General features: G+C 37.2%; 15 protein-coding genes. 3 read left to right on the top strand and 12 right to left on the bottom strand.

Annotation, left to right across the window (positions count from 1 at the left end):
• Positions 1 to 51: 51 nt before the first annotated feature.
• From rlmF to PXG98_RS07570, 9 genes are all read right to left on the bottom strand, one after another.
• Positions 52 to 1,026: a 23S rRNA (adenine(1618)-N(6))-methyltransferase RlmF gene (rlmF, locus tag PXG98_RS07610; protein WP_276390055.1), complete on the bottom strand. Its 975-nt coding sequence runs from the start codon at positions 1,024 to 1,026 to the stop codon at positions 52 to 54.
• A gap of 24 nt (positions 1,027 to 1,050) precedes the next feature.
• Positions 1,051 to 1,713: an ABC transporter ATP-binding protein gene (locus PXG98_RS07605; RefSeq protein ID WP_276390054.1), complete on the bottom strand. Its 663-nt coding sequence runs from the start codon at positions 1,711 to 1,713 to the stop codon at positions 1,051 to 1,053.
• A 53-nt stretch (positions 1,714 to 1,766) separates the two neighbouring features.
• Positions 1,767 to 4,199: an ABC transporter permease gene (locus tag PXG98_RS07600; protein ID WP_276390052.1), complete on the bottom strand. Its 2,433-nt coding sequence runs from the start codon at positions 4,197 to 4,199 to the stop codon at positions 1,767 to 1,769.
• A gap of 39 nt (positions 4,200 to 4,238) precedes the next feature.
• Entirely contained in the window at positions 4,239 to 6,638 is a 2,400-nt protein-coding gene (locus tag PXG98_RS07595) for an FtsX-like permease family protein (RefSeq protein ID WP_276390050.1), read from the bottom strand.
• A gap of 33 nt (positions 6,639 to 6,671) precedes the next feature.
• Entirely contained in the window at positions 6,672 to 9,107 is a 2,436-nt protein-coding gene (locus PXG98_RS07590; RefSeq protein ID WP_276390049.1) for an ABC transporter permease, read from the bottom strand.
• A gap of 13 nt (positions 9,108 to 9,120) precedes the next feature.
• Positions 9,121 to 11,550, bottom strand: a complete 2,430-nt coding sequence (locus tag PXG98_RS07585) for an FtsX-like permease family protein (RefSeq protein ID WP_276390048.1) — start codon at positions 11,548 to 11,550, stop codon at positions 9,121 to 9,123.
• A gap of 31 nt (positions 11,551 to 11,581) precedes the next feature.
• Positions 11,582 to 12,277, bottom strand: a complete 696-nt coding sequence (locus PXG98_RS07580; protein ID WP_276390047.1) for an ABC transporter ATP-binding protein — start codon at positions 12,275 to 12,277, stop codon at positions 11,582 to 11,584.
• Positions 12,278 to 12,351: 74 nt separating this feature from the next.
• Positions 12,352 to 13,602, bottom strand: coding sequence for an efflux RND transporter periplasmic adaptor subunit (locus PXG98_RS07575; protein ID WP_276390045.1), 1,251 nt, complete (start codon positions 13,600 to 13,602; stop codon positions 12,352 to 12,354).
• A gap of 14 nt (positions 13,603 to 13,616) precedes the next feature.
• Positions 13,617 to 14,963: a TolC family protein gene (locus PXG98_RS07570; protein WP_276390043.1), complete on the bottom strand. Its 1,347-nt coding sequence runs from the start codon at positions 14,961 to 14,963 to the stop codon at positions 13,617 to 13,619.
• A 198-nt stretch (positions 14,964 to 15,161) separates the two neighbouring features.
• On the opposite strand from PXG98_RS07570, the gene PXG98_RS07565 reads away from it, so the two are divergent.
• The 3 genes from PXG98_RS07565 to PXG98_RS07555 all read left to right on the top strand — a co-directional run bounded on the left by PXG98_RS07565 (position 15,162) and on the right by PXG98_RS07555 (position 21,324).
• Entirely contained in the window at positions 15,162 to 16,526 is a 1,365-nt protein-coding gene (locus PXG98_RS07565) for a sigma-54-dependent transcriptional regulator (protein WP_276390042.1), read from the top strand.
• Positions 16,526 to 17,875, top strand: coding sequence for a sensor histidine kinase (locus PXG98_RS07560; RefSeq protein WP_276390041.1), 1,350 nt, complete (start codon positions 16,526 to 16,528; stop codon positions 17,873 to 17,875). The genes PXG98_RS07565 and PXG98_RS07560 overlap by 1 nt, the downstream gene beginning before the upstream one ends.
• Positions 17,876 to 17,958: 83 nt before the next feature.
• The gene (locus PXG98_RS07555) at positions 17,959 to 21,324 is read left to right on the top strand and encodes a hypothetical protein (protein ID WP_276390040.1); all 3,366 of its coding nucleotides are present in this window, start codon (positions 17,959 to 17,961) and stop codon (positions 21,322 to 21,324) included.
• A 29-nt stretch (positions 21,325 to 21,353) separates the two neighbouring features.
• Here the strand turns inward: PXG98_RS07555 and PXG98_RS07550 are convergent, their stop codons facing one another.
• From PXG98_RS07550 to PXG98_RS07540, 3 genes are all read right to left on the bottom strand, one after another.
• Positions 21,354 to 22,463, bottom strand: coding sequence for a ThuA domain-containing protein (locus PXG98_RS07550; RefSeq protein WP_276390039.1), 1,110 nt, complete (start codon positions 22,461 to 22,463; stop codon positions 21,354 to 21,356).
• A 21-nt stretch (positions 22,464 to 22,484) separates the two neighbouring features.
• A complete protein-coding gene (locus PXG98_RS07545) occupies positions 22,485 to 23,324 on the bottom strand; it encodes a sugar phosphate isomerase/epimerase family protein (RefSeq protein ID WP_276390037.1) in 840 nt (279 codons plus the stop codon).
• 82 nt (positions 23,325 to 23,406) lie between these two features.
• Positions 23,407 to 24,645: an MFS transporter gene (locus tag PXG98_RS07540; RefSeq protein WP_276390036.1), complete on the bottom strand. Its 1,239-nt coding sequence runs from the start codon at positions 24,643 to 24,645 to the stop codon at positions 23,407 to 23,409.
• Positions 24,646 to 24,703 lie beyond the last annotated feature (58 nt).

Below are 24,703 nucleotides of genomic sequence, written 5' to 3'. Positions count from 1 at the left end.
AGTTTGGAGACAGATTGTCTTTTATTGTTTTACTTTTCTGGAAGTCTTAATTTAGGAGATAGTTACAGAATTCCAACGCTTAGACTGCCATATTTTTTGATCATTTTTCGATAAATAGGTCCAAGCCATTATTCTACTTTTCTTATTTCCAGTTCCTATAGGAATTACTTTGAAATCCTTCACCTTTGCCTTCTCTAATAAAAGTTCAATCTTGCGTAAATTAGACTGTTTTGAAATTAGAGTTGTAAACCAAAAAACGTTTGTGGAAAAAGAGAGACTTTCATTGATCATAGTTTCTATAAACCTTATTTCCCCTCCCTTGGTGACAAGTTCGTTATGGTTACCAGAGAAGTTCAATTTTATTGCCTTATTTCTTTTTCCAGTAAGATTTTTAATCTTCCTTCTGCTGCCTTTTAAAGCTTCCTCCATGGAAGAGTGAAAAGGGGGGTTACAGATTGTAAAATCAACCTTATCTTCCGTATTTAGGATGCCCGCAAAAATTTGCTGCGGATTCTTTTGAAGTCTAATATTTATCTTGCCCTCTAACTTTTGGTTGTCTCTTACGATTTTTTCGGCGGAACTGATAGAAGCAGGGTCAATGTCGGTACCAATAAAATCCCATTGGTATTCTGCTACACCAAGGATAGGATAAATACAACTTGCACCCACACCTATGTCTAAACCAGTTATTTGACTACCATATGGAATACTTCCTTTATTATTTTCCGCCAGAAGATCTGCCAAATAATGAAGATAGTCTGCTCTTCCAGGAATAGGAGGGCAAAGATTTTGGTTAGGGAAGTTCCATTTCTTTAAGCCGTAGTACTTATGCAGAAGCGCCTGATTTAGAAGTTTAACTGCTACCGGATTACTAAAGTTAATGGTAGTAGTGCCATAGGAATTGTTCTGGAGACAATCCGTTAGTTCCGGTTTTAGTAAAACCAAGGCTTCTAAATCGTAATTTTCTCTATTTTTATTACGTGGATGTAAGCTGTTTTTTAGAGCTCCATCCTTTCTTTTTTGCATAATTCCTGTTATAGAAAATTTTTTCTAGACCATTCTTCCATCTAACAAATTTATTATTCTCTGGCCGTAAGCCGCATTTTTCTCCGAATGAGTTACTTGAATAATAGTTACTCCCTCCTCATTTAATTGCTTAAACAAATCCATTATTTCTTCTCCTTGTTTAGAATTTAAATTTCCTGTTGGTTCATCCGCCAAAATTAACTTTGGATTCCCTATTAGGGCTCTTGCTACGCCTACCAATTGTTGTTGGCCTCCGCTTAATTGTGCAGGAAATAAGTCTTTTTTTCCCACAATTCTAAATCGATCAAGCATGTCCGCCACTCTCGCTTTTCGTTCTCCGCTTTTGACCTTTTTGTACAATAATGGCATTTCTAGGTTTTCCTCAACGGTTAGATCGTCTAGCAAATGGTACGCCTGAAACACAAAACCAATATATTCCTTGTAGAGGTTAGCGCGCTGTTTTTCTTTTAAACTATGTACGGATTCGTGCATAAAATTGTACTCACCTTCATTAAAACCATCTAGCATTCCAATAACATTTAAAAGAGTAGACTTGCCAGAACCAGAAGGCCCCATTATAGAAATAAATTCCCCTTCTCTAACCTGTAAATTGATGTCTTTTAATAAAAAGACAGGATTGCTTGAAGATTGTACCCATTTGAAAACATTTTTTAGCTCTAGTAACATTTTGTTTTGGTTTTGTAATTGCAGGCTATAAACTTGCAAAACTTAATAATATACTATTCTGTGCGTAAACTCTTAACTGGGTTTACAATTGCGGCTTTTATACTTTGATAACTCACGGTAATTATTGCAATTAAGACTGCAATTAGGGCGGCGAATATGAATACCTCCACTCCTACATTGGTGCGATAGGTAAAATCTTCTAACCACTTACTCATGGCCAGCCATCCTAAGGGCAGCGCAATAAAAATGGCTAAGCCCACTAGTTTTAAAAAGTCTAGGGTTAGTCCGTAAGCAATCTGTTGTATGTTGGCACCCATAACCTTCCTTACACCAATTTCTTTAGTTCGCTTTTCGGCATTAAAGGCGGCAAGTCCGAAAAGACCAAGACAAGCAATTAGAAGGGAGAGAAGGGTAAAGATGATAAAGATCTTTCCAAGTCTCTGTTCTGCTTCATAAGTTTGATTAAAGGACTCATCCAGGAAATAATAGTCGAAGGGTTGTCCCGGTGCCACCTGATTCCAAATATTTTCAATACTTGCAATTGCTTCAGGGAAGTTTGAGGTATTAAGTCTTATGGAAAGTGCAGACGAAAAATCACCAAGAACCATACTCAAGGACCCAATACGATCCCGAAGACTTGAAAAATGGAAGTTCTTAATGACCCCAATTACCGTAAAAAATTCTGGGTTCTCTGCGCCCAAATCCCCTGAAATTCGCATACCTATTGCTTCCTCTGGGGAAATTCCTAAGACCGACACTGTGGTTTCGTTTAGTAGCATGGCTGTAGAATCTGTCTTAAATTCCCGATCAAAATTGCGCCCTGCTAGTATTTCCAAATCTAAGGTATTTATGTAATCATGGTCTACAAACCACTGCTGCATATTTATGGCGTTTTCTTGTTCTTCAGCGCCTTCTTGAAAAAAGGAAGTATTAGACCTTGCTGAGGGGGTAGGAAGATAGCTGCTGAGGGTAGAAGCCGCAACAGGAGTTAATTTATCAACCTCCCGTTTAAAGGTCTGTACCTGGTCTCCGACGGTAAACACATCGTTAACCACAAGCACTTGTTCTTTGGAATAACCTAAATCTTTATTTTGAATAAAGTTTAATTGTTGATAGACTACAATGGTCCCAATAATGAGTAAAACAGAAATGGTAAACTGGAAAACAACTAAACTATTTCTAATAGCACTTCCACCAACATTACTCGTGCCACCGCCCTTTAAGACATCTACTGGCATAAATCGAGACATAAAAAACGCAGGATAACTCCCGGAGAATAGACTTAATAGAGTAGTAGCAGCAAACAAAATCAACCAAAAGAAAGGGGAAGTAAATGGCATCTTAATATCCTTCCCTGCCAAATCATTGAAAAAGGGTAATAGAATCCAGGCTACTGAAATAGCGAGTGCCAGCGAAATCAAAGATACCATAGCAGATTCTGTTAAAAACTGACGAATCAGTTCTCGCTTGTTTGATCCTAGTGTTTTTCGGACCCCAACCTCTTTTGCCCTTTTTAGAGAATGGGCGGTTGAAAGATTCATAAAATTTACACTAGCCAAAAGAATTAGAAACAGCGCTATAAAGGTTAAGATATAGATGTTTTCAACCTTACTATTGGCACTTAATTCCATAAATGCATTGGAGTGCAGATGTATATCGGTAAGTGGAATAGTTGAAAAGTTTAAATAATTTCCGGAGGCCCTGAATTGTTCTTCCGTGATTCCTGGAAAATATCTTTGAACGTACGGAATTACATAGGTCCCTACCATAGACTGTAATGGTTCCTGAAATGCAGCCATATTTGCCCCTGGAAGTACCTTAATAAAGGTAAAATAATTATGACTTCCCCAGGCGCCTTCCCAGGCGTCTTCATGCCCTACCATTGCCATAAATACAGCATGTTCTCTTAACATAGAATTTTTAGGGAGATCTTCCATTACCCCGGTTACCCGGTATGTTTCGTTATTGGACAAAATCAATGTCTGTCCTAGGGCGTTTTCGGATGGAAAGTGTTTATTAGCAGCTGTTTCTGTTAATACAAGGGTATTAGGCTCTTTTAAGGCAGTATTGACATCGCCATGAAGAAGTTCTAAACCAAAGAACTCAAAGAAATTTTCATCGGCAAAGGCCGTATTTTCCTCTTTTATGTTCGCCGTGCTGTTCTCTTTTCGAATGAGACGACTTCCTTGGTCTCTTAGTCGGGTAGAATTTTCAACCTGTGCAAAATCATTCTTTAAAGCTTCGGCCATAGGAGCCGAGGCTTCGGCAGAAAACATGGCTTCCCCTCCAAATTTTACATCGACATTTATGCGGTGAATACGTTCTGCATCCAAAAACATTTTGTCGAAGCTAAGCTCGTCATAAATGTAAAGGGAAATTAAGAGGCCACCAGCCATTCCTATGGCTAGTCCGAAGATGTTTAGAAAAGTAAAAAAAGGTTGCTTTTTAAGACTTCTCCATGCAATTTTTAAATGATTTTTAAACATGATATTCGTTTTTGATTGATTGTGATTGATTTTATAAAGTTATTCTGTCCTTAGGCTATTAACTGGGTTCGATTTTGCGGCTTTCAAGGCTTGAAAACTCACAGTAAGCAAGGTTATAATGATTGCTCCAATAATTGCCAGAGCAAAAATCCACCAGCTAAGACTAACACTATAGGTGTAGGATTCTAACCAGCCATTCATTAAATAATAGGAAATCGGAATAGCAATGATGCAAGAAAGAATAACCAGACCTATAAAGTCTTTGGAAAGCATTTTCCAAACATTAAACACGGAGGCTCCCAAGACTTTTCTTACTCCAATTTCTTTTGTCCGTTGCTCGGCAACAAAGGAGGTGAGACCAAAAAGACCTAAGCAGCTTATTAAAATAGCCAAAGCAGTAAAAATACTAGCCAGTCGTGCAATTCGTACTTCAGATCGAAACTTTCTTTCATATTCCTGATCAACAAACTGGTATTCAAAAGGGAGATCAGGGAAATGTTTTTTAAAAACGTTCTCCACTATTTCCAGATTTTCACTGGCGCTATTTCCAGGGTTGAGACGCAGGTTGTAATAACTAGATTCCCCATAACCATCGAATGCATATATTGCCTGTTTTACTGGATCGTAGGGCGACTGCATAACCATATCTTCCACTACGCCTATAATCGTTAAGGGAGGATCCGGGTCTTCTTCATCGGAGTCTTTTAATTGAACCCCAACCGGATTGCTCAATCCCATATATTTAGCCGCGGTTTCGTTTATGAGAACCGCTGTAGAATCTGTAGAAAAGTCTCTCGAGAAATCTCTGCCTGCAAGAATTTTCAGGTTTAAGGATTTAGCAAATTCGGGAGCCACGTCTATCCAGGCAAAGTCATCCTGAAATCCTTCAGGTTTACTTTCCCAGGTATATCCACTTCGATTAGACCATACATTGGTAGTAGGACTACTAGAACTAGACATTTCAATTACTGCATTGGAGTTTAGGAACTCCATTCGCATCAGGTCGTATTTCCCAATAAAATCCTGACTTAAGGTTGGGATTTGTACAAGGCCTTCTTTATCGTAACCAATAGGTCTATTTTTTGCAAATTGGATTTGTTGTAAAACAATCAGCGTGCCTATAATAAAGGCTACGGAAACGGTAAACTGAATAACAACCATAACTTTTCTTGGCAAACCAGCTAATTTGCCAGCCTTAAAAGTGCCTTTTAGAACCTCCACCGGATTAAAAGAGGATAAATAAAGTGCAGGGTAACTGCCTGCTAATAAAGAAGTTATGATAACGAAAATCAAGGAACTGGCCCAGAACGTAAGACTTGTCCATGGAAATCTGATTTGCTTCAGAGACAAGTCGTTGAAACTATTTAAGGCCAATAAAACCAGGAGAATGGCTAAGACATAGGCAATAACCACGACTAAAAAGGATTCTCCTAAAAACTGATTGATTAACTGATTTCTTTGCGACCCTATGGATTTTCTAATACCTACTTCTTTGGAACGCTTTTCCGATCTTGCAGTGCTTAAATTCATGAAATTAATACAGGCCAACAGCAATACAAATAGGCCTATAATTCCAAAAAGCCATACGTACTGAATTCTGCCACCCGTTTGTTTCCCATTTTCAAAATTAGATCGCAAATGCCAATCTTTCATTGGAAATAAAAAGAGCAGAGGATTAAATTCCCGTGTGTCCTCATTTAGATCTTTCTTTACATACTGAATAGCGGAAGAAACAGATTCCATATTAGAATTATCTGCTAGTTGAACAAACATTTGAAAAGAGTTATTTCCCCAATTAGTCTCGGCTTCCTTTAGCCATTCTTCTGTAGTAATATAATGTTCCCATGGTTGTATATAGGTTAGCCCATGGAAGTTCGTATTAAAGGGCAGGTCCTTATATACTGCGGTCACCATCATATTATATTCATTATTTACCTTAAGAACTTTTCCAATAGGGTCTTCGGTTCCGAAAAGAGCATTTGCCGTACTGGCCGATATCATTATTGAATTAATTTCTCGAAGGCCATCTAATTCCCCGGCAATAATATCCAGACCAAGCATTTCTGGTCCCCCGCGTTGCATAAAGTTCCCCTCTCTCGCAATATTTATATCCTTGTATTTTAAGTATTCCGAGTTTTGCCAGGACGACATTACTATATGCTTAAATTTATCTCCATATCGATCTCGGAACGCCCTCTCTAGGGGTCTGGGAATCGCTGGCCCTGTAGAGGTTTGTCCGTTAAAGGTTTGTGATTGAAATACTTGGGCAATTTCATTGTAATTAGTAAAATGCTTATTATAGCTCAATTCATCTTGTAACCATAATCCGATTATTAAGGTGACCGCCATACCCAAGGCCAGCCCTCCGATGTTAATCGCGGAATAGCCCTTACTTCTAAGGATATTTCTCCAAGCTATTTTAAAATAATTTTTAATCATTCAATTTCTTATTTAAGTACAATCAAATATAAACTATTCTGTACGTAAACTCTTTAACGGTTTCAGCAATGCTGCTCCTATAGATTGGTAACTAATGGTTACTAAGGCAATGACAATGGCCGCAATACCTGCTATTAGGAAGACTTCCCAGCTGATATTTATTTTGTAAGAAAAATCCTCCAACCACTTTCGCATCATTAACCATCCTATGGGTACTGCCATGACAATAGCGATTAACACTAATTTCAGGAAATTAAGAGTAAGAAGGGAGTAGATACTTCTAAATGGGGCCCCTAAAACCAAGCGGATGCTAATTTCTTTTTTGCGTTGCTCGACCATAAAGGCGGAAAGAGCAAATAATCCTAAGCAAGCAACAAAAATCGCCAAAATGGCAAAGGATATAAAGATGCTCTTAATTCTAGAAACATTAGCATACATTAATGCAAATGAATTGTCCATAAATTCATAGCGCATCTCCATGTTTGGATTAAATGTGCTCCATTTTTCTTCAATGTCTTTAATAAGTTCAGGCAAATCAGTACTGCTAACCTTAACAGAGGTAATAGAAGGGCTAATTCCTCTAAAAAAGCATAGAGGCTGTACCTTTTGCTGCAGGGTATTGTAGTTAAAATCGTTAACCACTCCTATAATCTCATAAAGAGTGCCATAGCGAGATATTTTTTTGCCAATTGGGTCTTCCAAAAGAAGTTCTTTAACCATGGTTTGGTTGACTATCGTAGCATTTTCATCTGAGGCTCTGTCCTTGTCAAAGTTTCTGCCTAATTCTAGAGTCATTCCCAGGGTTTCTAGGTAATCTTCATCTATAACCCACGCCTGTCCGGGAACGGTTTCGTCAATATTATCTCGGCCTTCGTTAACATAACTATTACCATTTCGTTTAGTACCCTCGATAGGTAGAAAGTCACTAATGCTTACATTTTCTACTCCATTTAGGTTTTTAAGTTCTTCTTTAAAAGTAAGTAGTTGATCTCCCATCAAATTTGTACCGTATAGTTGTATTACCTGTCCTTTTTCGAAACCAAGTTTAGAGTTGAGAATAAAGTTCATCTGTTGGTTTACTATTAGCGTACCAATTATAAGTATGATAGATATTGTAAACTGAAATACTACTAAACCACTGCGAAGGCTACTAGATTTACTTCCGCTGGTCAGGTCTCCTTTTAGGACGGCAGCCGGTTGAAATTTAGAAAGATAAAAGGAAGGGTAGAGGCCGGCTAAAACCCCCACGATTAGAGCTCCTGCCAAAAGACTAATAAGGAATATGGGATTGGTAAAGGGCAAGCTTAATTCTTTTCCCGACATACTTCTAAAAAGTGGCATTAATACCCAGGCGAGCATCGTACCAAGTGTAAAGGAAATAACCGTAATCAGTACAGATTCGGTTAAAAACTGTCTAATTAAGTAGCGTTTTGAAGAACCAACAACTTTTCTAACCCCAACTTCTTTGGCTCTGCTCGATGATTTCGCCGTGGAGAGGTTAACAAAATTAATACTTGCTATGACTAAGATAAAAAGGGCAATAATTCCAAAAATCCATATGATTTTAATATCATTTCGTTTAGATGCTTCAAAATCTATGGTTGAGGAATAGAGATTGATATCTGTTAACGCCTGTAGTTTAATAAAAAACTGATTTTTAAAATCCTCTGGAATTACATAGCCTGCTGTTTCATTCGCCGGAACAATGTACTCTTCTATTAAATGATTCGACATTTTTTCTTCGAAAGCCTTAGGATCGGCATCGGACCTTAATGTGATATAAGTATAATAATTGTTCTGTGTCCATCTAGTTTGCTCGCCTTCACCAAATTCAACCCCTTCAAGCGTAATTAGAAAGTCATAGTCCATGTGTGAATTACTCGAAAAATCTTTCATAACACCATTAATCCGAAATGGCAGCCCATTGTTTCCATTTAAATAAATGACTTTTCCAATAGGATTTCCTGTGCCAAAATACTTTCTTGAAATTCGTTCCGAAATAACCACTGTATTAGGTTCTGCCAAGGCAGTTTCGGAAACACCATGTACCATGGGTATTTGCATTATATCGATAATGGCCTGGTCGGCGTAGGTAAATCTTTCTTCGTGATGTTGTCTTTGCTCCCCCCCAATTCTAATTTCATTACTCCCCGCTCCCCAAAACAGTTCATTATCCATTATTCTGCCGCTCTGCATAACCTCTGGAAAATCACTCAGTACCGTAGGTGCTGTATTTGCAGAAAAATGTATGCCATCGTTAATAGTTCCGTCAGATATATATCTATTAATCATACGATATATATTCTCTGAATTTTCTATTTTTTTATCATAGCTCCTTTCGTGCACGATATAGATAGAAATGAGTACACAGGCAGCGACCCCAATACTTAATCCGATGATATTAATAAAGGTAAAACCTTTGTTTTTTAAAAGATTTCTCCAGGCGATTTTGATATGATTGATGAACATAGTTATTTTTTTTTTATTCAGTACGTAGGCTAGTTGCAGGATTTGCTATAGCCGACTTTATGGATTGAGCTCCAACGGTTAAAAGTGTAATTAACATAGCAATGGCACCAGCCAAAGCAAAAACCCACCAATGAATATCAATTCTATAGGTAAAATCTTGTAACCAACGATTGGTAAATAGGTAGGCTATAGGAGTTGCTATAAGTAATGCAAGCAATACAAGCTTAACAAAGTCTTTCGTTAATAGTTGTACAACAGACTGAACACTGGCACCTAGAACTTTTCGGATCCCAATTTCCTTTTTCTTTTGTTCTGCTGTATATGAAACAAGACCAAATAATCCCAGAGCGCTGATTAAGATGGCTAATATGGTAAAGAAAACGGCAATTTTACCTATGCGTTTTTCTTCTTCATACATCTGTTCCACTTCGGTATCAACAAAAGAATGCATAAATGGGGTGCCCTCTATGGTGGCTTTCCATACTTGTTTCATATTGGCCAAAATAGCTCCCATATTTGCCGATTCGAGCCGAAGCAGCATTCTCCTGGGATTGTTCATTTTAATAAGAACCAAGGGTTCTATAGGGTTTTTTAAGGAAGCAAAATGGAAGTCGTCTAAAATGCCAACTATTTCATATTCTACAGGCCCTTCATTTCCCTCTCCCAAGACTATGGTTCCCAAAGCTTTGTCCTTTTCTATATTCATGGCTTTGAGCGTTGCCAGATTTACTAAAAGTTGGTTTTCGTCGGTTTCCTTTAAATCACGTCCTTGCAGCAGGCTAACACCAGTTGTTCTGATATAATCTTCGCTTATAAAGTTTATATTAGTGCCTATTGCATTCTCAGGGTTCTGACCTTTTAAATATAGCTCTCGGCTGGCGTTGATATTTTCGTAAGGGGAAAACCAGTTCCCAGTAATCTCTGAAATACCGGATATGTTTAAGTACTGAGATTTTAATGACTCATAGTTATTACGAGCATCTTCCGTATTGAGTTCTAGGGAAATTAAATTCTGTTTTTGAAACCCTAAATTCTTTTTTTGTGTAAAATTAAATTGTTGCCATATAATCAAAACAATGCTTATTAGTGCTATAGACAGTACAAACTGAAATACTACCAATGCCCTCCGTAAAGTGCCGTTGCCACTTCCTTTAACCGTTTCCTTTTTTAAGACTTTTATCGTTTCCAGAGAGGACAATACCATTGCAGGATAAATTCCTGCAAGGATTCCGGTTATGGCCCCAAGGCTTAATAAAGAAATAAGTATGGGTAGTTGAAAGATATCCGGATAGGTAAGAGCGCTATCAGAGATTTCATTTATTATTGGGAGGAGACTAATAGTAATAGGAATACTAATTAAGATAGAAAAGAAAGAAAGTAGTAAAGATTCGCTTAAAAACTGAAATACTAGTGAACTTTTTTCTGCGCCGGCTACTTTTCTAATTCCAATTTCTTTGCCTCTTTTATTGGCTCTTGCAGTGCTGAGGTTTATGAAGTTTATACAGGCAACCAATTGGATAAAGAAAGCCAATATCCCTAAAATATAAAGGTATTGTATATCTGAAACCTTTTCTATTTGTGAAGCGATCCCTTTTGAGTACAAATGTATGTCTTGTATGTTTTGCAAGACTAATTTCATTCTAATTCCCCTTTCAGAAAGTTGATTTCCTGCCCGGGATTCCAAGAAAGAGGGTAGTTTTGCAGCCAATTCGGATGGGTCGGTACCCTTTTTTAGCTTGGCATAAGTATAAACATAATTATTTCCTCCATAGGTATTATTCTCTTTAACATAAGCTCCCAAGCCGGGGGTGTCCATACTAATAATATAGTTTGGATTGAGATGAGATTTGCCATAGTTTTCATCAAATACGCCTTTAACTGTTAATTTGTTGGGTTCACCACTATACCCAGAAATCTCAACCACCTTATTTACGGGATCGGTCTCTCCGAACATTTTTTTCGCAAGTTGCGAGGAGAGTATTAAGGTGCTAGGTTCATTTAAGGCTTTCTTATCACCGGCCAGGAGTTTAAAATTAAACACCTCGAAAAGTGTAGAGTCTGCGAGGTAGGCCCTAGATTCATAAAACCCATTTTCAGCGCCTGAAACCTTAATAATGTCTACATTAAAGATATCTACTTTCACTACCCGGGTGACCTGTTCAAGTTCCGGAAAGTCTTCTTTCAGGTCAAAGGCAACAGGCGGTGAAGTGGTTGCCAAAGAATTAAATTCACCGTTGGCACCACTTCCATCTACCTCAGACCTCACTCTAAAAATAGAAGCTGGGTCCTGATGGTATTGATCGTATCCCATCTGATCAAAGACATAGAGCATAATACAAAGACAGCTTACTGTCCCTATCGTCAGGCCAAGTAAATTGATAAAAGTCTGCATTTTGTCTTTTACCAAATTTCTCCAAGCAATTTTTAGATAATTCTTAAACATAATGATTGATTTGATGAATAAACTCTTTTTTTTACATAACTGTACCCATAGCTCGATTTTGACTTTCTGTTACTACCTGACCGTCAAAAAGATTAATTACTCTATGTGCGTAATGTGAATCCCTGTCAGAGTGGGTAACCATTACAATCGTAGTTCCTTCCTGATTAAGTTCAGTTAATAAATTCATAACCTCAATTCCATTTTTGGAATCCAAATTTCCAGTTGGCTCATCCGCTAGGATTAGTTTGGGGTTTGTGACTACTGCTCTGGCAATGGCTACCCTTTGCTGTTGTCCTCCGGATAGTTGGTGTGGGAAGTGTTTGGCTCGATGTGCAATTTTCATACGCTCCAATACTTTTGTCACTTTTTCCTGTCTTTCTGCCTTATTCATTTTAAGGTAGATTAGCGGAAGCTCTACATTTTCAAAGACCGTGAGTTCGTCTATTAGATTAAAGCTTTGAAAAACAAAACCTAAGTTTCCTTTTCTCAATTCTGTTCTTTGACGTTCTTTTAGTCCTCCAACTTCATTCCCTGCAAAGTTATACGTGCCTTCTGTTGGATTGTCTAGCATTCCGATGATATTTAGTAAGGTAGACTTGCCACAACCGGAGGGCCCCATAATGGCAACAAATTCGCCATCCGTAATATCCATAGCCACATTGTTAAGGGCTAAGGTCTCCACTTCTTCTGTTCTGAAGCTTTTCTTTAAATTCTTTATTTTAATCATTGTATAGGTGTTTTAAACTTTAATTTATCTATCGTTTTATAATTAATCATAATATTCCTGAGATAGGCTCGTATTTATTTTAATACAATTCTTTCTGCTTCCCCAAATGTGTCATAGTTACTGGTTATTACTTTTTCTCCTGCCTCTAGTCCTTCCAGAACTTCGTAATAGCGAGAATTCTGTTTTCCAATCCGAATGGGCCTTTTTATGGCTTCTCCGCCATCCATATCTACAACAAAAATCCACTGCCCCCCCGTACTTCTGAAAAAGCTACCTTTTGGTAGTAAAAGAGCATCATTAGATTCACCTAATTGAAGTTTTATGTTGTAACTCTGCCCTGTACGTATGGTTTCTGGTTTTTGATCCGTAAATACCAAATCAACCTTAAATTTCCCATTTCTTACTTCGGGATATACTTTTCTGATTCGCAATGGGTATTCATTGCCATTTCGCTCGAGATTGGCAGTAAGATCTCGTATTACACGATCAATATAATGCTCATCTATGGAGGCTTCAATCTTATAATCTGTCAGAACATTTATTTGTCCTATTCTCTGACCTTGTGCAATGCTTTGACCAATTTCGGCATCTAAAAAACCCAACTGTCCATCCGCAGGAGCTCTCACGTTTAATTGGTCTATTCGCTCATATACCATTCCTAGTGTTGTCTGCATTCTAGCCAAATCGGCATCCAGACTAGTTAAGGAGGTCTTTCTTAATTCGTCGTCCTGTTCGGTCTGCATTTTAACTATTTCGTACTGTTTTTGTGAAAGCTCATAGTTTTCCTTTGACAGAAGGAACTCCTCTTTAGATATCAGTTCTTCAGCATAGAGGGATTTATTTTGCTCGTAGTTTCTTTTCAGTCTTTGTAAATCATACTCCGCTGTGGCCAGAGATCTCCTACCTTCCACCTGCCTTGAGTCGAAGGTTAATTTTGTCGAACGCAGGTCGTTTTGCTTTAGGGCTAAGTTACTTTCACTTGCCAAGATTTGCTCGTACAAGGCCCTGTTCTCTAGTTTCAAAATAACATCCCCTTTTTTCACCATGGCGCCTTCTTCTATGAGTTTTTCAGTTACTCTTCCCCCTTCGTAGGCATCCATATAAATAGTTGCTATAGGAGCAACATTTCCGTTTATGGTGATGTAGTCATCAAATTTACCGGCAACTACTTCATTTAATGACAGTTTATCTCTATCGGTTCTAAAAGTAGAGACAGAACTACTAAAGAGGATCTTCCATGCTAAAAAAAGCACTAAAAGACCTAGGGCTATATAGCCATAATGTTTTGGGCGAAGTCCTTTTTTCTTTTCTAATTGTATATCCATTTGTTTGTTTCCTTCTAATTAAAATTAAATACTGGTAAGCCCCTGTAAAAATCAAGCGTACTCTTATTAACCTCTGCTCGCAGTCGTACCTGCAGATTGTCGTTTTGTGCAATTGCGAACAAGTTTTTTGCTGTAAAAAGATCTAAGGCACTTATCATTCCTTTGTCATAGCGTTTTTGTGCAATAGTAAAAGCAAGGTTCTGTGCTTCCATATTTTGAAAGCTTTGATCGTATTCTACCACAAGTGAATTGTATTCCTGAACAAGTTGCTGTATGGTCTGAAATAATTCTTGTTCCTGAAGATCTAAGTTATTCTGCGCTCGGTCAAAAGCTATTTTTTGCTGTTTAATTCGAGATCGAAAAGACCAGCTATTTAGTATTGGAATACTTAGAGATATCCCGGCAAAGCCAGCGGCATTATCCCTGAACTGATTTCTAAAAGGAATGGTTACACCAAGGGAATCGGTAATAGTCTCATAATACCCTGTACCGTATCCGCCAAAGAGTCTAAGAGATGGATAAAGACTGGCTCTGGCCACGGAAATTTCCTTTTGTGCTTGTAAAGCTCTTAATTCCTGAGCTTTAATAATTGGTAAAAAACCCATAGCCTCTTCATAAATTTGGTCGGTCTTAATATCATCCGGGTCTGTTTCTCGAAACTTTTCTACCAAGCCTTCGCGTATGGAAATCTCACTGGTTCCTTCAAGATTCATTTCCTGGATTAGTCTTAGCTTGGCGGCGGCCAAACGGTTTCGAGTTTGTGTTACATTAAGTTCGTCTCTTAGTAATAAGGACTCTGCTTCGTATTTATCCGCTCCAGCCTTTAAGCCTAAATCTATCTGTTTGTTGACTAAATCTAAATTCGTAATTGATAAGGCTTCTTGCTCTAATGATATTGCCAAAAGGCCTTCAAAGAATTTTATGTCGTAATAGGCCCGCATTACCCTAAAAGAGAGAAGGTATTTCTCCTGTAGTGTCTCTTCCTGTATAGCTTTGTAAGCAAGTTTAGATGCTTTGATAATATTCATTTTTTGGAAACCCTGGAAAATATCTATAGAGGCCTGCAAATTGTAATCATTGGAGAAAAAGTCCGAGTTTACAATACTGTTATCATTCGGATCAACAGTACGTCCCTGATTAATTGTATAACTAGTATTCCCGGAAATATTGGGAAGTAAGCTTCTTTTAGATTGCTTAAAGGTTTCCTCGCCAGACTCTGTGGCGTATTTAAAATCTTTTAGAAAGAGATTATGTTCTAAAGCATAGTTTACACAATCATCTAAAGACCATGTCTGCTGTGCTATCAGGTTAGTAGCTGATAGGCATAAAATGAGAAAGCTTGTTGTTATTCTAATCTTCATATTTTAAAACTCTGTTCATATGATAGCGACCATTGTGCCAATAAATTAGTATGTTGATAATCAATTGTTTATGAATATTTTCAAATATATCAATTGAAAAAAATGTCAAACTTTTATACATATTATGTAAAAATATTTTACACTTGTTCGTATTTACGACTGCAAATCGTAGCTTTACAAGAACATAAAAAAGGAATTATGTTAGACGGTAGTGTATTGGTTATTGATGATAATAAAAGTGTATTAAGCGCACTTGAAATTTTACTTCAGGATGAGTATCGGGAAGTGACCTATATTTCCAATCCCAATCAGATTTCTTCTTTTACAAATATTAAGGAGGTAGACATTGTCCTATTGGATATGAATTTTTCAGCGGGTGTAAATACTGGCAACGAAGGCTTGTATTGGTTGCGGGAAATTAGAAATAAAGCCCCAGATGTTTCGGTGATAATGATGACTGCTTATGGAGCGGTAGATCTCGCCGTAAGAGCACTAAAGGAGGGAGCTGTAGATTTTATTCTTAAACCCTGGAATAATGAAAAACTTTTAGCCACTGTTAAATCTGCATATAAGCTTCGAGAATCCAAAAAGGAGGTAGTGAAATTAAAACAAAAGGAATCCGGATTAAAACAGGTTCTAAATGAAAATAAGAGTCCAATAATTGGGGAGTCTACAGAGTTAACTGCCGTTTTAAAGCTAGCACACAAGGTTGCCAAAACAGATGTTAACATACTGATTACAGGAGAGAACGGTACTGGTAAAGAGCTAATTGCTAGAGAATTACACCGAATGTCTAGCAGGTCTTCGGAAGTCTTTATTCCAGTAGATATGGGATCTATCTCTGAAACCTTGTTTGAAAGTGAGTTATTTGGTCATCTAAAAGGGGCGTTTACAGATGCAAAAGAAGATCGTATTGGAAAATTTGAGGCTGCAAATGCGGGTACCTTGTTTTTGGATGAAATCGGTAACTTATCACTACAGACACAGGCCAAATTGCTCTCAGCAATACAAAATAAAACCGTTGTAAAAGTGGGTTCTAATAAAGCTATTCCGGTGGATATTCGACTTATTTGTGCAACAAATTGTAATTTAAATAAAATGGTATCTGAAGGTGTTTTCAGGGAAGATTTGTTGTATAGAATAAATACCATACATATTCAGGTCCCTGCCCTCCGAGAAAGAGAGAACGATGTCTTGGTATTATCGGACTATTATTTAAATCGTTTTGCCAAGAAATATGGAAAGAATGGCTTGCGAATAAATAAAATGGCACAGGAGAAACTCAAGGAATACTCGTGGCCAGGAAATGTTCGTGAATTACAGCATACAATTGAAAGGGCGGTTATACTTTGCGATGGAAATGTACTTAAACCCAGCGACTTTCTTCTAAATACAAGTGTTGAAAATCATCAATCTTCAGAACCAGATACCCTGGATGAGATGGAAAAAAGAATGATTCAAAATGCCCTGAATAATAACCATGGAAATTATAGTGCTGCCGCGGCACAATTAGGAATTACCAGACAGACCTTGTACAACAAATTAAAAAAGATGAGTAAATAATGGTAAGTAAAAACATATACCTACAACTCGTCTTGCGAATATTGTTAATTTCTGGTTTCTCTTTGGCAATCGGATTCCTGATTTTTAAAGAACAATACTTTATAACAGGACTTTTAGGGGTTATTTTTATAATTCAAGTAGCCGATTTAATTCGCTATGTGAATCATACCAATAGAAAAATCGCCTATTTCTTCGACGCCATCCAGAATGAGGATTTTACCCTTAGGTTTCCCGAAAAATTAAGTCTTAAATCTTTAGAAGAATTAAACCATAGTCTCAATACGCTCAATGAGATGATACAAGATATACATCTGAAAAAGCAAACACAAGAGCAGTATTATCAAGAAATTATGCGCAGAGCAGATATCGGGATACTAACTTTTAATGAAAAGGGACATATTATATATTCTAACCCCACAGTTGAAAAATTATTGAATTATAAACCCCTCAACCATATCAAACAATTAGCACAGGTAGATAAGAAGCTATATGAATTATTTGATGATTTGAAACCTTTTGATCGTAAGTTATTTCAATTTGTAAATGAGAGAGAAAAACGGCAACTATCCTTATCTGCAACCGCAATTAATCTGGAAGGCGAGAATTTTTTACTTGTCGTTGTGCAAGACATCCACCGGGAGTTAGATGAAAAAGAAACAGACTCTTGGGTACGTCTTATCAGAGTGTTAACACATGAGATTATGAATACCATAGCCCCAATAACTTCAATTTCTGAATCTGTATTAAATTACTTTAAAAAAGAAGACGGTTCATTAATTGAAGAAGGTCTTGCGGTGAATCATCTAAAAAGTGCCGCAAAAGGATTGGAAGTCATAAAGGAGCAGGGAAATGATTTAATCAGCTTTGTACAATCCTATCGCAGTTTATTGAGCTTACCGGATCCGGACAAGGAAATAGTTCCGGCCACAAAGATTTTAAGTCGGGTTCGATTGTTATTAAAAACCGAGGATTCCTTTCCTAACATAAAAATAGAAATGAGATTGCAACCTGAAAATCTGGAGTTTTTTCTTGACGAGAAACAAATCACGCAGGTCTTAGTAAATTTAGGTAAAAACGCCATGCAATCAATGAGCGAAATGGAGGAAGGTTTTTTGCAAATATTTGCCGGGGTTAATTCCTCAGGCAGGAAATATATTGAAGTTCGGGATAATGGTCCGGGAATTCCTTCTGATTTGATAGAAGAGATTTTTGTGCCATTTTTTACCACTAAAAATTCAGGAACAGGAATAGGGCTGAGCTTGTCAAAGCAAATTATGCGATTGCATGGAGGTAGTTTAGAGGTACATTCGATACCAGAGAAAAGTACCTCTTTTGTATTAACCTTTTAGAGGCTTATGAAGAATAAGCGACGATCGTCTAGGTGCAGGGACTAATTAGGAAAATTAATCAGAGAGAAATAAGTTAAACTACGTTGAAAAAAGTCATTAAGCTAATAATACTGGTTTTTCTAGGTCTTATTTTAATAGGGATCTTTGGTTTATGGGTATTGGCCAAGTCCCATAATAATAGTGTACATGATGAATTGGTGAATGTAATTAATGAAGAGTTTGATGGTAATATTTCATTTGGGGACCTGCGCTTTTCGTATTTGAGTAATTTTCCTAATGCAAGAATAGAACTTAGAGATGTAACATTTATTAATAGTAATGCAGGGGAATCTCATTTTGAAAGAATAAATGTTGTATTAAGACTTGGAAGTCTTTTTAGAGATACTTTAGAAATTAAAAGACTACATGTAGAAAATGGCTTTTTTAGCAATGAAATAGATTCTTTGGGAAGAAGACCTAAATTATTTGGAGAGAATACGGGTTCAAAAAACAAAAATGGACGAAAACTCCTCCTTAAATCTGGGGATATTGAAGTAGAAAATACACAGTTGTTCTTTGGGAATCAGTACAAGAAGAATCGGATGTATATAATGGTTAAGAGTGGCAGGTTTGAACTGTCCTCTTCGGATACTACACTATTACTCCAGGGTAACGCTGACGCCAGTTTAGACTCGCTAATTACCAAACGTACCACCCTGATTAAAAACCAGGCGGCAAGAGTAGAAAACGCAGCATTTCAAATTCATCGAATAACCGGGGTAAAAGAGCTGCTTGATGGAGAAATATATGCTAATGATTTAAAACTTACACCCAGCCTTAAATTAATTCCGGAGGACGACGGAAATATTATTGATTTTCATATTCTAGGCGATGGAAACCTTGATGCCTTTGTAGATTTGTTCGAAGTTCATGTAGGATCTAATTTGAAACAACTTAATCCTAATGCAGATTTAATTATTAGTTACAACCAGGAAGGTTTTGTAAATCCTTTTAAGCGGCCTTATTTTCATCTAGACTTCAAGATCAAGGATGCCAGTATTTCGAGCGACAAGTTGCGGTATCCGCTTTCAAAGGTAACCCTTGAAGGAAATTACAACAACGGGTCGAGTCATAGCCCTGAAACGGCAGCAATTAAAGTAGATACCCTTAATGCTGAAATTGAAAATAGTTATATAAGAGGCAGATTTACCATGTCTAATTTATCGGACCCAATTATTGATGCCCATGTTGTATCCCAAATAGACCTTGGACATTTTCTGCCAGATTCTAATAAATATGAGTTGGAGGGAATGGTAGATTTAGACCTCTATACCAAAGGAAAAATATCGGAACTTAAACAGCTCGATTTTAATAAAAAAGAAGCTGCAAAAGGAGTAATTACATTTAATAATGTTAGAATGCGAGCTCCAAAAAGTAATAATGCTGTTTTTTTTAAAAATGGCAGGATTGTTCTGAAGAATCATTTTGTAAAACTAGATACCGAGGTCAACTTGGATCAGGCTTCTGTGTTAGAATTGAAAGGAGAATTCAATAATTTGGATGAGTACTTACTGGGAAAAACAAAGGCTATATCGGGTAAATTATGGGTAGATTTTGATATGTTGGATATGCAGCATATCCCTATCTTAAATGAAAAAAAGAATGTTTCCGGAAAACGTAAGCAATCTAAACTTCCAGAATTGGTGTTCGACTTGTTTGTTGATGGAAATGTTTTAAAAACAAAATATGGTGTACTAAATAACGTAAAACTAGCCTCGGCATACCGATCCTCGAAAGTGACAATGAATTCCTTTGCTTTTAACTATCAGAAGGGCAAGGTATCTGGAAGCGGAAAAGCTGTTTTACACCGCACAGATATTGCAAGTATAAAAGCCGAACTAAATGCAAATTTTAAAGAGTTTAATTTTGCGCTGCCAAAAAAAGATTCACTTTCGAAAAAAAACAAGAACAACAAATTTTCCCTTCCGAGTAATCTGGATGCTACCGTAGATCTTAAAATAGATAAGGGTATATTATTTGATATTCCGGTAGAGAACTTTAATCTTCAGGCAAACGCAAAAGGAGAGCGATTAGAAGTAGATCAACTCAGATTTAAAACTAAGGAAGGTACTACCAATTTTAAAGGGAACTTAAATTTTAGGGAGGGGAAGATTTTGCAACTCTCAGGAAGTGGTAAAATCGCTTTGAACAAATTGGTTTTAGATAACTACTTGCTGGATAATAAGATTGAAAATGCTGATAGTACTAGACGTGTATTGGGATTTAAAAACCTTCCTAAAGAGTTAGACATAAATCTTCTTCTCAGCGCAAATGATGTCCGATATAAAGATCAATTTGTAAAGAATTTAAAAACAGAGTTTCTAGTTCAAAACGAGACTTTGCTGGTCCAATTCTTTAAAGGAGACCTGACTTTTGGTTCGTTCGACTTGACTTTGAAGGCAAATAAGATAAGGTCCCCTGAAATTTCCTATGTTGCGGATCTTAAGATGAATTTGGATGCCGTTAATCTTAATACCCTGCTTAAATCAGAAGTATTTGGAATCCCAGATAAGAATGAGAGATATAAGGAGGAAGATAATGGCATTCTAGACTTTAGTTTTCCTACCAACTGGAAAGTGGGTTTAAGTGCCACTGCCAATAGTGTTAAATATAAGAATGCAGTGGTAAAAAATATAGATTTGGCGGCGAACTATGGCAACACAAAACTAGAGTTAAATCGGTTGAAGTTTAATTTTGGCGATGGAGAGGTAATTACCCGGGGCTTTCTAAAAAAGGAGAACAAGACCTCATTTCCTTCTTACATATTTTGTGAGAGCAATGAGCTAGATCTGAGTGAAGTGTTACTAGCATTTAATAATTTTAAACAGGATGAAATAACCTACAAAAATACCGACGGAAAAATTTCTTGGGAATCGGACCTTCATTTTAATTTAATCGAGTCTTTTGATACCCCATCGGACAGCGATTTATGGAAGTTTAAATTTAGAGTACACGACGCGGAATTTAGAAATGTAAAAGTTATTGAAGAAACTTTGTCCTTTATTGGGCATAAGGCAAAGGATGATTTTTTAGTCAAGGAATTGGATATTGTAGGATATCTGGATGGACAAGAGCTCCTTTTTAAGGATGTCTTTATTAATAATAATATTGTTAATATGGATGTTTATGGAAAGATAAATATGAGAGATAGTATATTAGATATAGGTGTCGAGGCAAGTTTATCGGATTTGCTCTTTAGATCTAAAAAGAAGAGAGTAGTGCAAACACAAGAGGGAGAGGTACCCTTAGAGGGTGATCTGAAAATTTTTCTCAATGTCTTAGGTCCTAAAGAAAATCGTAAAGTAAAAACCTTTTCCAAGAAAAAATTTAATAGACATAGGGAAGAACTTTCTACTCAAATAGAAAACGTAGAAAATAGAATTCAAAATCAGAATATCCCCATTAAATAACTATTCTTACTTCAAATCAGAAAAAGCCCTTATTGGAAACTTTCAATTTTCAATTCTTTCTCTAGCCAATAGGAATCGTCACGAAATTCAAAGGCGGTAGGATTATAGTCGCCAACTATTTCTACATCTGCCTTTTCTGGAATTTCTAAATCAGCGGCCCAAAACACTGCATTTACCAATAGTCTTCGCGTAGCCTCATTTAGCAGGTCAGTCGCTGCACCGATAGTTGAAGTAAAAGCGGGTCCCTCAGTGCCACCCGGAAGTTGATATGTCTTTACCCATGCAATAGGCATCATAGGATTATTGAGTAATTCATTCTTTTCATTAGTTGTAGCCGGTATACTATCCGTAGGATTCATTCCATAAAAAAGGTCGTTCTCATCAAACGGTTGTTCTCCTTGAATAACCTCTCCAAGAACGAGAGGTTTAGAATCTCCTGGGAGGGGCAACCTAACGCCATAAACGTCTGTAGGACCCCATATATCTTTGGAATTAATTCCGTTACTGATAGGATGATTTTCTCCGAACTTGGATAAAACACCCCTAGTACTTTGATATTTGTGTTTTCCATGATGTGATATCCAATTTTCTCCTAAAACCAATCTTCCAAAACCATCTTCCCAGGCCGTTTTCTCTCCCTCGTAATAATTCCCGTAATGCCTATATTTAGAAAGACTGTCTTCTTGAAAGTTAAAGGCATGTGTTGCCGTTCTTATTCCTATAACCGGCATTCCTTTTTTAAGATAGCGGTCTATATAATTCATTTGATTTTCTGGGAGAGCTCTGAAACGGGTAAATAGTACCATAACATCTGCTGTTTCAAGACTTTCTAAGCCTGGTATGTTTTTTACATAATTCGCATTAATAATCCCTGGTTTAGTTGGATCTTGTGCGAAGAGGACCGTACATTTGAAGCCATGTCGTTTAGCTAGAATTTTGGCTAATTGCGGTAAAGCTTCTTCTGATCGGTATTCCTCATCACCTGAGATTAAAACCACATGTTTTGAAGAACTTTCTTCATTAAAAAGTAACCATTCTAAAGGAGAATCAGTTGGCTTTTTCTCTACTTTTTCTTTTTTCTTTTCTGCACAATTCAGAAATAAAAGTATACCCATTCCAAGAAGTAATATCTTTTTCATAAAATTTGTTTTTACTAAAAATTATACTGCCATTCCTTTTTTTATAAAACTATAACCCTCCTTGAAAACTTCTTCCATGGGAGAATAGTCTCGCCAAACATTAATTGCATTTGCAAATTCGGGAATTACAGTGCTAAAGGCTTCTATAGTAAGCCAACCATCGTATCCTGTTTCCTTTAAAGTATCAAATACTTCTTTCCAATTTATTTGTCCGCTTCCAGGAGTACCTCGATCGTTTTCACTTATATGAACGTGCTTTAAATAAGGAGCAATAGTCCTAAGTGCTTTGGCCTGACTCTTTTCTTCAATATTGGCGTGATGGGTATCATACATTGCACCAAGATTGGGATGGTTAACTGCTTCTACTAAGGTTTTTAGATCTGCCATGGTATTGTATAAATAACACTCAAATCTATTAAGCGCCTCAGGGCAAAGCATAATATTCGCGTTTGCGGCATATTCGGCCGCCTGATATAACATTTCAGTACTTCGATTCCGCTCGTCCGCAGTAGGTGGTTGTCTCGAAAAAAAGGCAAAACTTGAGTGAATGGGGCCACAAATATTTTCTGCACCAAGAGCCTCGGCATTATCAATTGCCCATTTCAGTCTGTCTAAGCCATTTTGTCTAATTGTCTTATCCTCACTAGAAATATTTTCTTCCGGAGCAAGCCCTGTTACGGTTGTAACCCCAAGACCAAGAGATTTAAAGTAATCTCCGAGTTTTTTATAATGTTCTACATCTCCATCTCCCATATAGAGTTCAATTCCATCGTATCCCGTCTTCTTAAGAGTTTCGACTATACCAAAATGTTCTTCTGTCACATGGTTTGTCCACAATAACATGTTCATTCCTATTTTCATATAGAGCGTATTACTAGGTTTATAAAAGCAATAAACTGCTAGCAATCTTATTACCAGCAGTCTATTTTATTTCAAGAATATATTAGGCAACTGCTACTTCCGGCTTTCGATTTTTCATCCAGAAAAAGAGTAGTGTAAATAAGATGATTAATATCCCCGGGAACAATACCATTGTACCCAGAGTGGCCTGGCCTGCAACCAACTCCAATTCATCACCTGTTAAGCCTTGGGCTGCCGCTTTTGCCTTGTCTGAATCTATCCAGCCTCCAATGATTGGTTGAAAAATAGAAGAGGAAAACATGCCTACGGCTCCAATTATAGACATTCCCAAGGCACCACTTTTTGGAATTTTAGCAGCTACAAAGCCAATCATATTTGGCCAGAAATAAGCTATCCCTAGTGCAAAGAACACTGCTGCAACATAAGCCATCCCGCCTGTTTGAGTACTAAAAAGATATATACCAATAGTGGCAAGAACAGAAGACCCTAATAGCACCCCAGTCTGATCGAACTTTTTAACGACATCCCCTCCAAAATATCTGGCTACTGCCATAAGGCCAGTAACTAAAGCCAGCACCAACATCGGTTGTGCACCACTTTTAGATAGAATAAGCCCTACCCATTGTTGTGGTCCAAATTCCGATATAGCGGTTAGAGCCATACAAATCATCATAAAAATAAACAGCGGTGAAATCATGGCTTTTAAGTTTCCTGTTAAGGTAGCCGCCTCTTTGACAATAGCTTTTGGCCATTCTTGCCCAAAATATAAATAAGCGTATATAAGCGTAGGGATCATAATTACCCAAATCTGACTTTCCCAGCCAAAGCCTGCGTCGGTCATAAATTTTGATATTAAACTGCCAATCACAATTCCTCCAGGGAACCACATGTGAAAACGGTTCATCATTTTACTCATTCTATTACCCTGATACGCATCGGCTATCATAGGATTACAAGCAGCTTCGGTACAACCATTTCCTAACCCAATTAAAAGCGTAGATATAAGTAGCCCAACATAACTACCTGAATAGATGGTCATAATAATCCCAATGGCATGTGCAAAAAAGGCAAATTGCATAATTCTTTTTCCTCCAACGGTGTGGTAAACAAGGCCACCAACGACCATGGAAATAGGAAACCCTAGAAACCACATAGAGTTAATAAAACCCAATTGTTCGGCAGACAGACTTAATTCTTCTCCTAATTGAGGAAGTATTCCTGCTCTAATACTAAAAGAAAGAGCTGTAGTGATAAGCGCAAAGCAACTACCATAGAATAACCTTTTAGAATTAATTTGGGGAGTATTTGAATCGTTTTCCATTTGTATTTTAGTTTTAGGTTGATTAATTCCACAATTTAATGAAATCAAATGTATTTGA

Origin of the sequence: Eudoraea chungangensis, assembly GCF_029360665.1 — a bacterium.
GTDB classification, from domain to species: domain Bacteria; phylum Bacteroidota; class Bacteroidia; order Flavobacteriales; family Flavobacteriaceae; genus Eudoraea; species Eudoraea chungangensis.
This window is presented reverse-complemented; position numbering and strand designations above follow the sequence as displayed.

Excerpts from the sequence above, each read along its gene's own strand:
- PXG98_RS07590 (WP_276390049.1), bottom strand. The coding sequence starts at position 9,107 with ATGTTCATCAATCATATCAAAATCGCCTGGAGAAATCTTTTAAAAAAC.
- PXG98_RS07570 (WP_276390043.1), bottom strand. The coding sequence starts at position 14,963 with ATGAAGATTAGAATAACAACAAGCTTTCTCATTTTATGCCTATCAGCT.
- PXG98_RS07540 (WP_276390036.1), bottom strand. The coding sequence starts at position 24,645 with ATGGAAAACGATTCAAATACTCCCCAAATTAATTCTAAAAGGTTATTC.
- PXG98_RS07575 (WP_276390045.1), bottom strand. The coding sequence starts at position 13,602 with ATGGATATACAATTAGAAAAGAAAAAAGGACTTCGCCCAAAACATTAT.
- PXG98_RS07580 (WP_276390047.1), bottom strand. The coding sequence starts at position 12,277 with ATGATTAAAATAAAGAATTTAAAGAAAAGCTTCAGAACAGAAGAAGTG.
- PXG98_RS07565 (WP_276390042.1), top strand. The coding sequence starts at position 15,162 with ATGTTAGACGGTAGTGTATTGGTTATTGATGATAATAAAAGTGTATTA.
- PXG98_RS07600 (WP_276390052.1), bottom strand. The coding sequence starts at position 4,199 with ATGTTTAAAAATCATTTAAAAATTGCATGGAGAAGTCTTAAAAAGCAA.
- PXG98_RS07545 (WP_276390037.1), bottom strand. The coding sequence starts at position 23,324 with ATGAAAATAGGAATGAACATGTTATTGTGGACAAACCATGTGACAGAA.
- PXG98_RS07585 (WP_276390048.1), bottom strand. The coding sequence starts at position 11,550 with ATGTTTAAGAATTATCTAAAAATTGCTTGGAGAAATTTGGTAAAAGAC.
- PXG98_RS07605 (WP_276390054.1), bottom strand. The coding sequence starts at position 1,713 with ATGTTACTAGAGCTAAAAAATGTTTTCAAATGGGTACAATCTTCAAGC.
- rlmF (WP_276390055.1), bottom strand. The coding sequence starts at position 1,026 with ATGCAAAAAAGAAAGGATGGAGCTCTAAAAAACAGCTTACATCCACGT.
- PXG98_RS07560 (WP_276390041.1), top strand. The coding sequence starts at position 16,526 with ATGGTAAGTAAAAACATATACCTACAACTCGTCTTGCGAATATTGTTA.
- PXG98_RS07550 (WP_276390039.1), bottom strand. The coding sequence starts at position 22,463 with ATGAAAAAGATATTACTTCTTGGAATGGGTATACTTTTATTTCTGAAT.
- PXG98_RS07595 (WP_276390050.1), bottom strand. The coding sequence starts at position 6,638 with ATGATTAAAAATTATTTTAAAATAGCTTGGAGAAATATCCTTAGAAGT.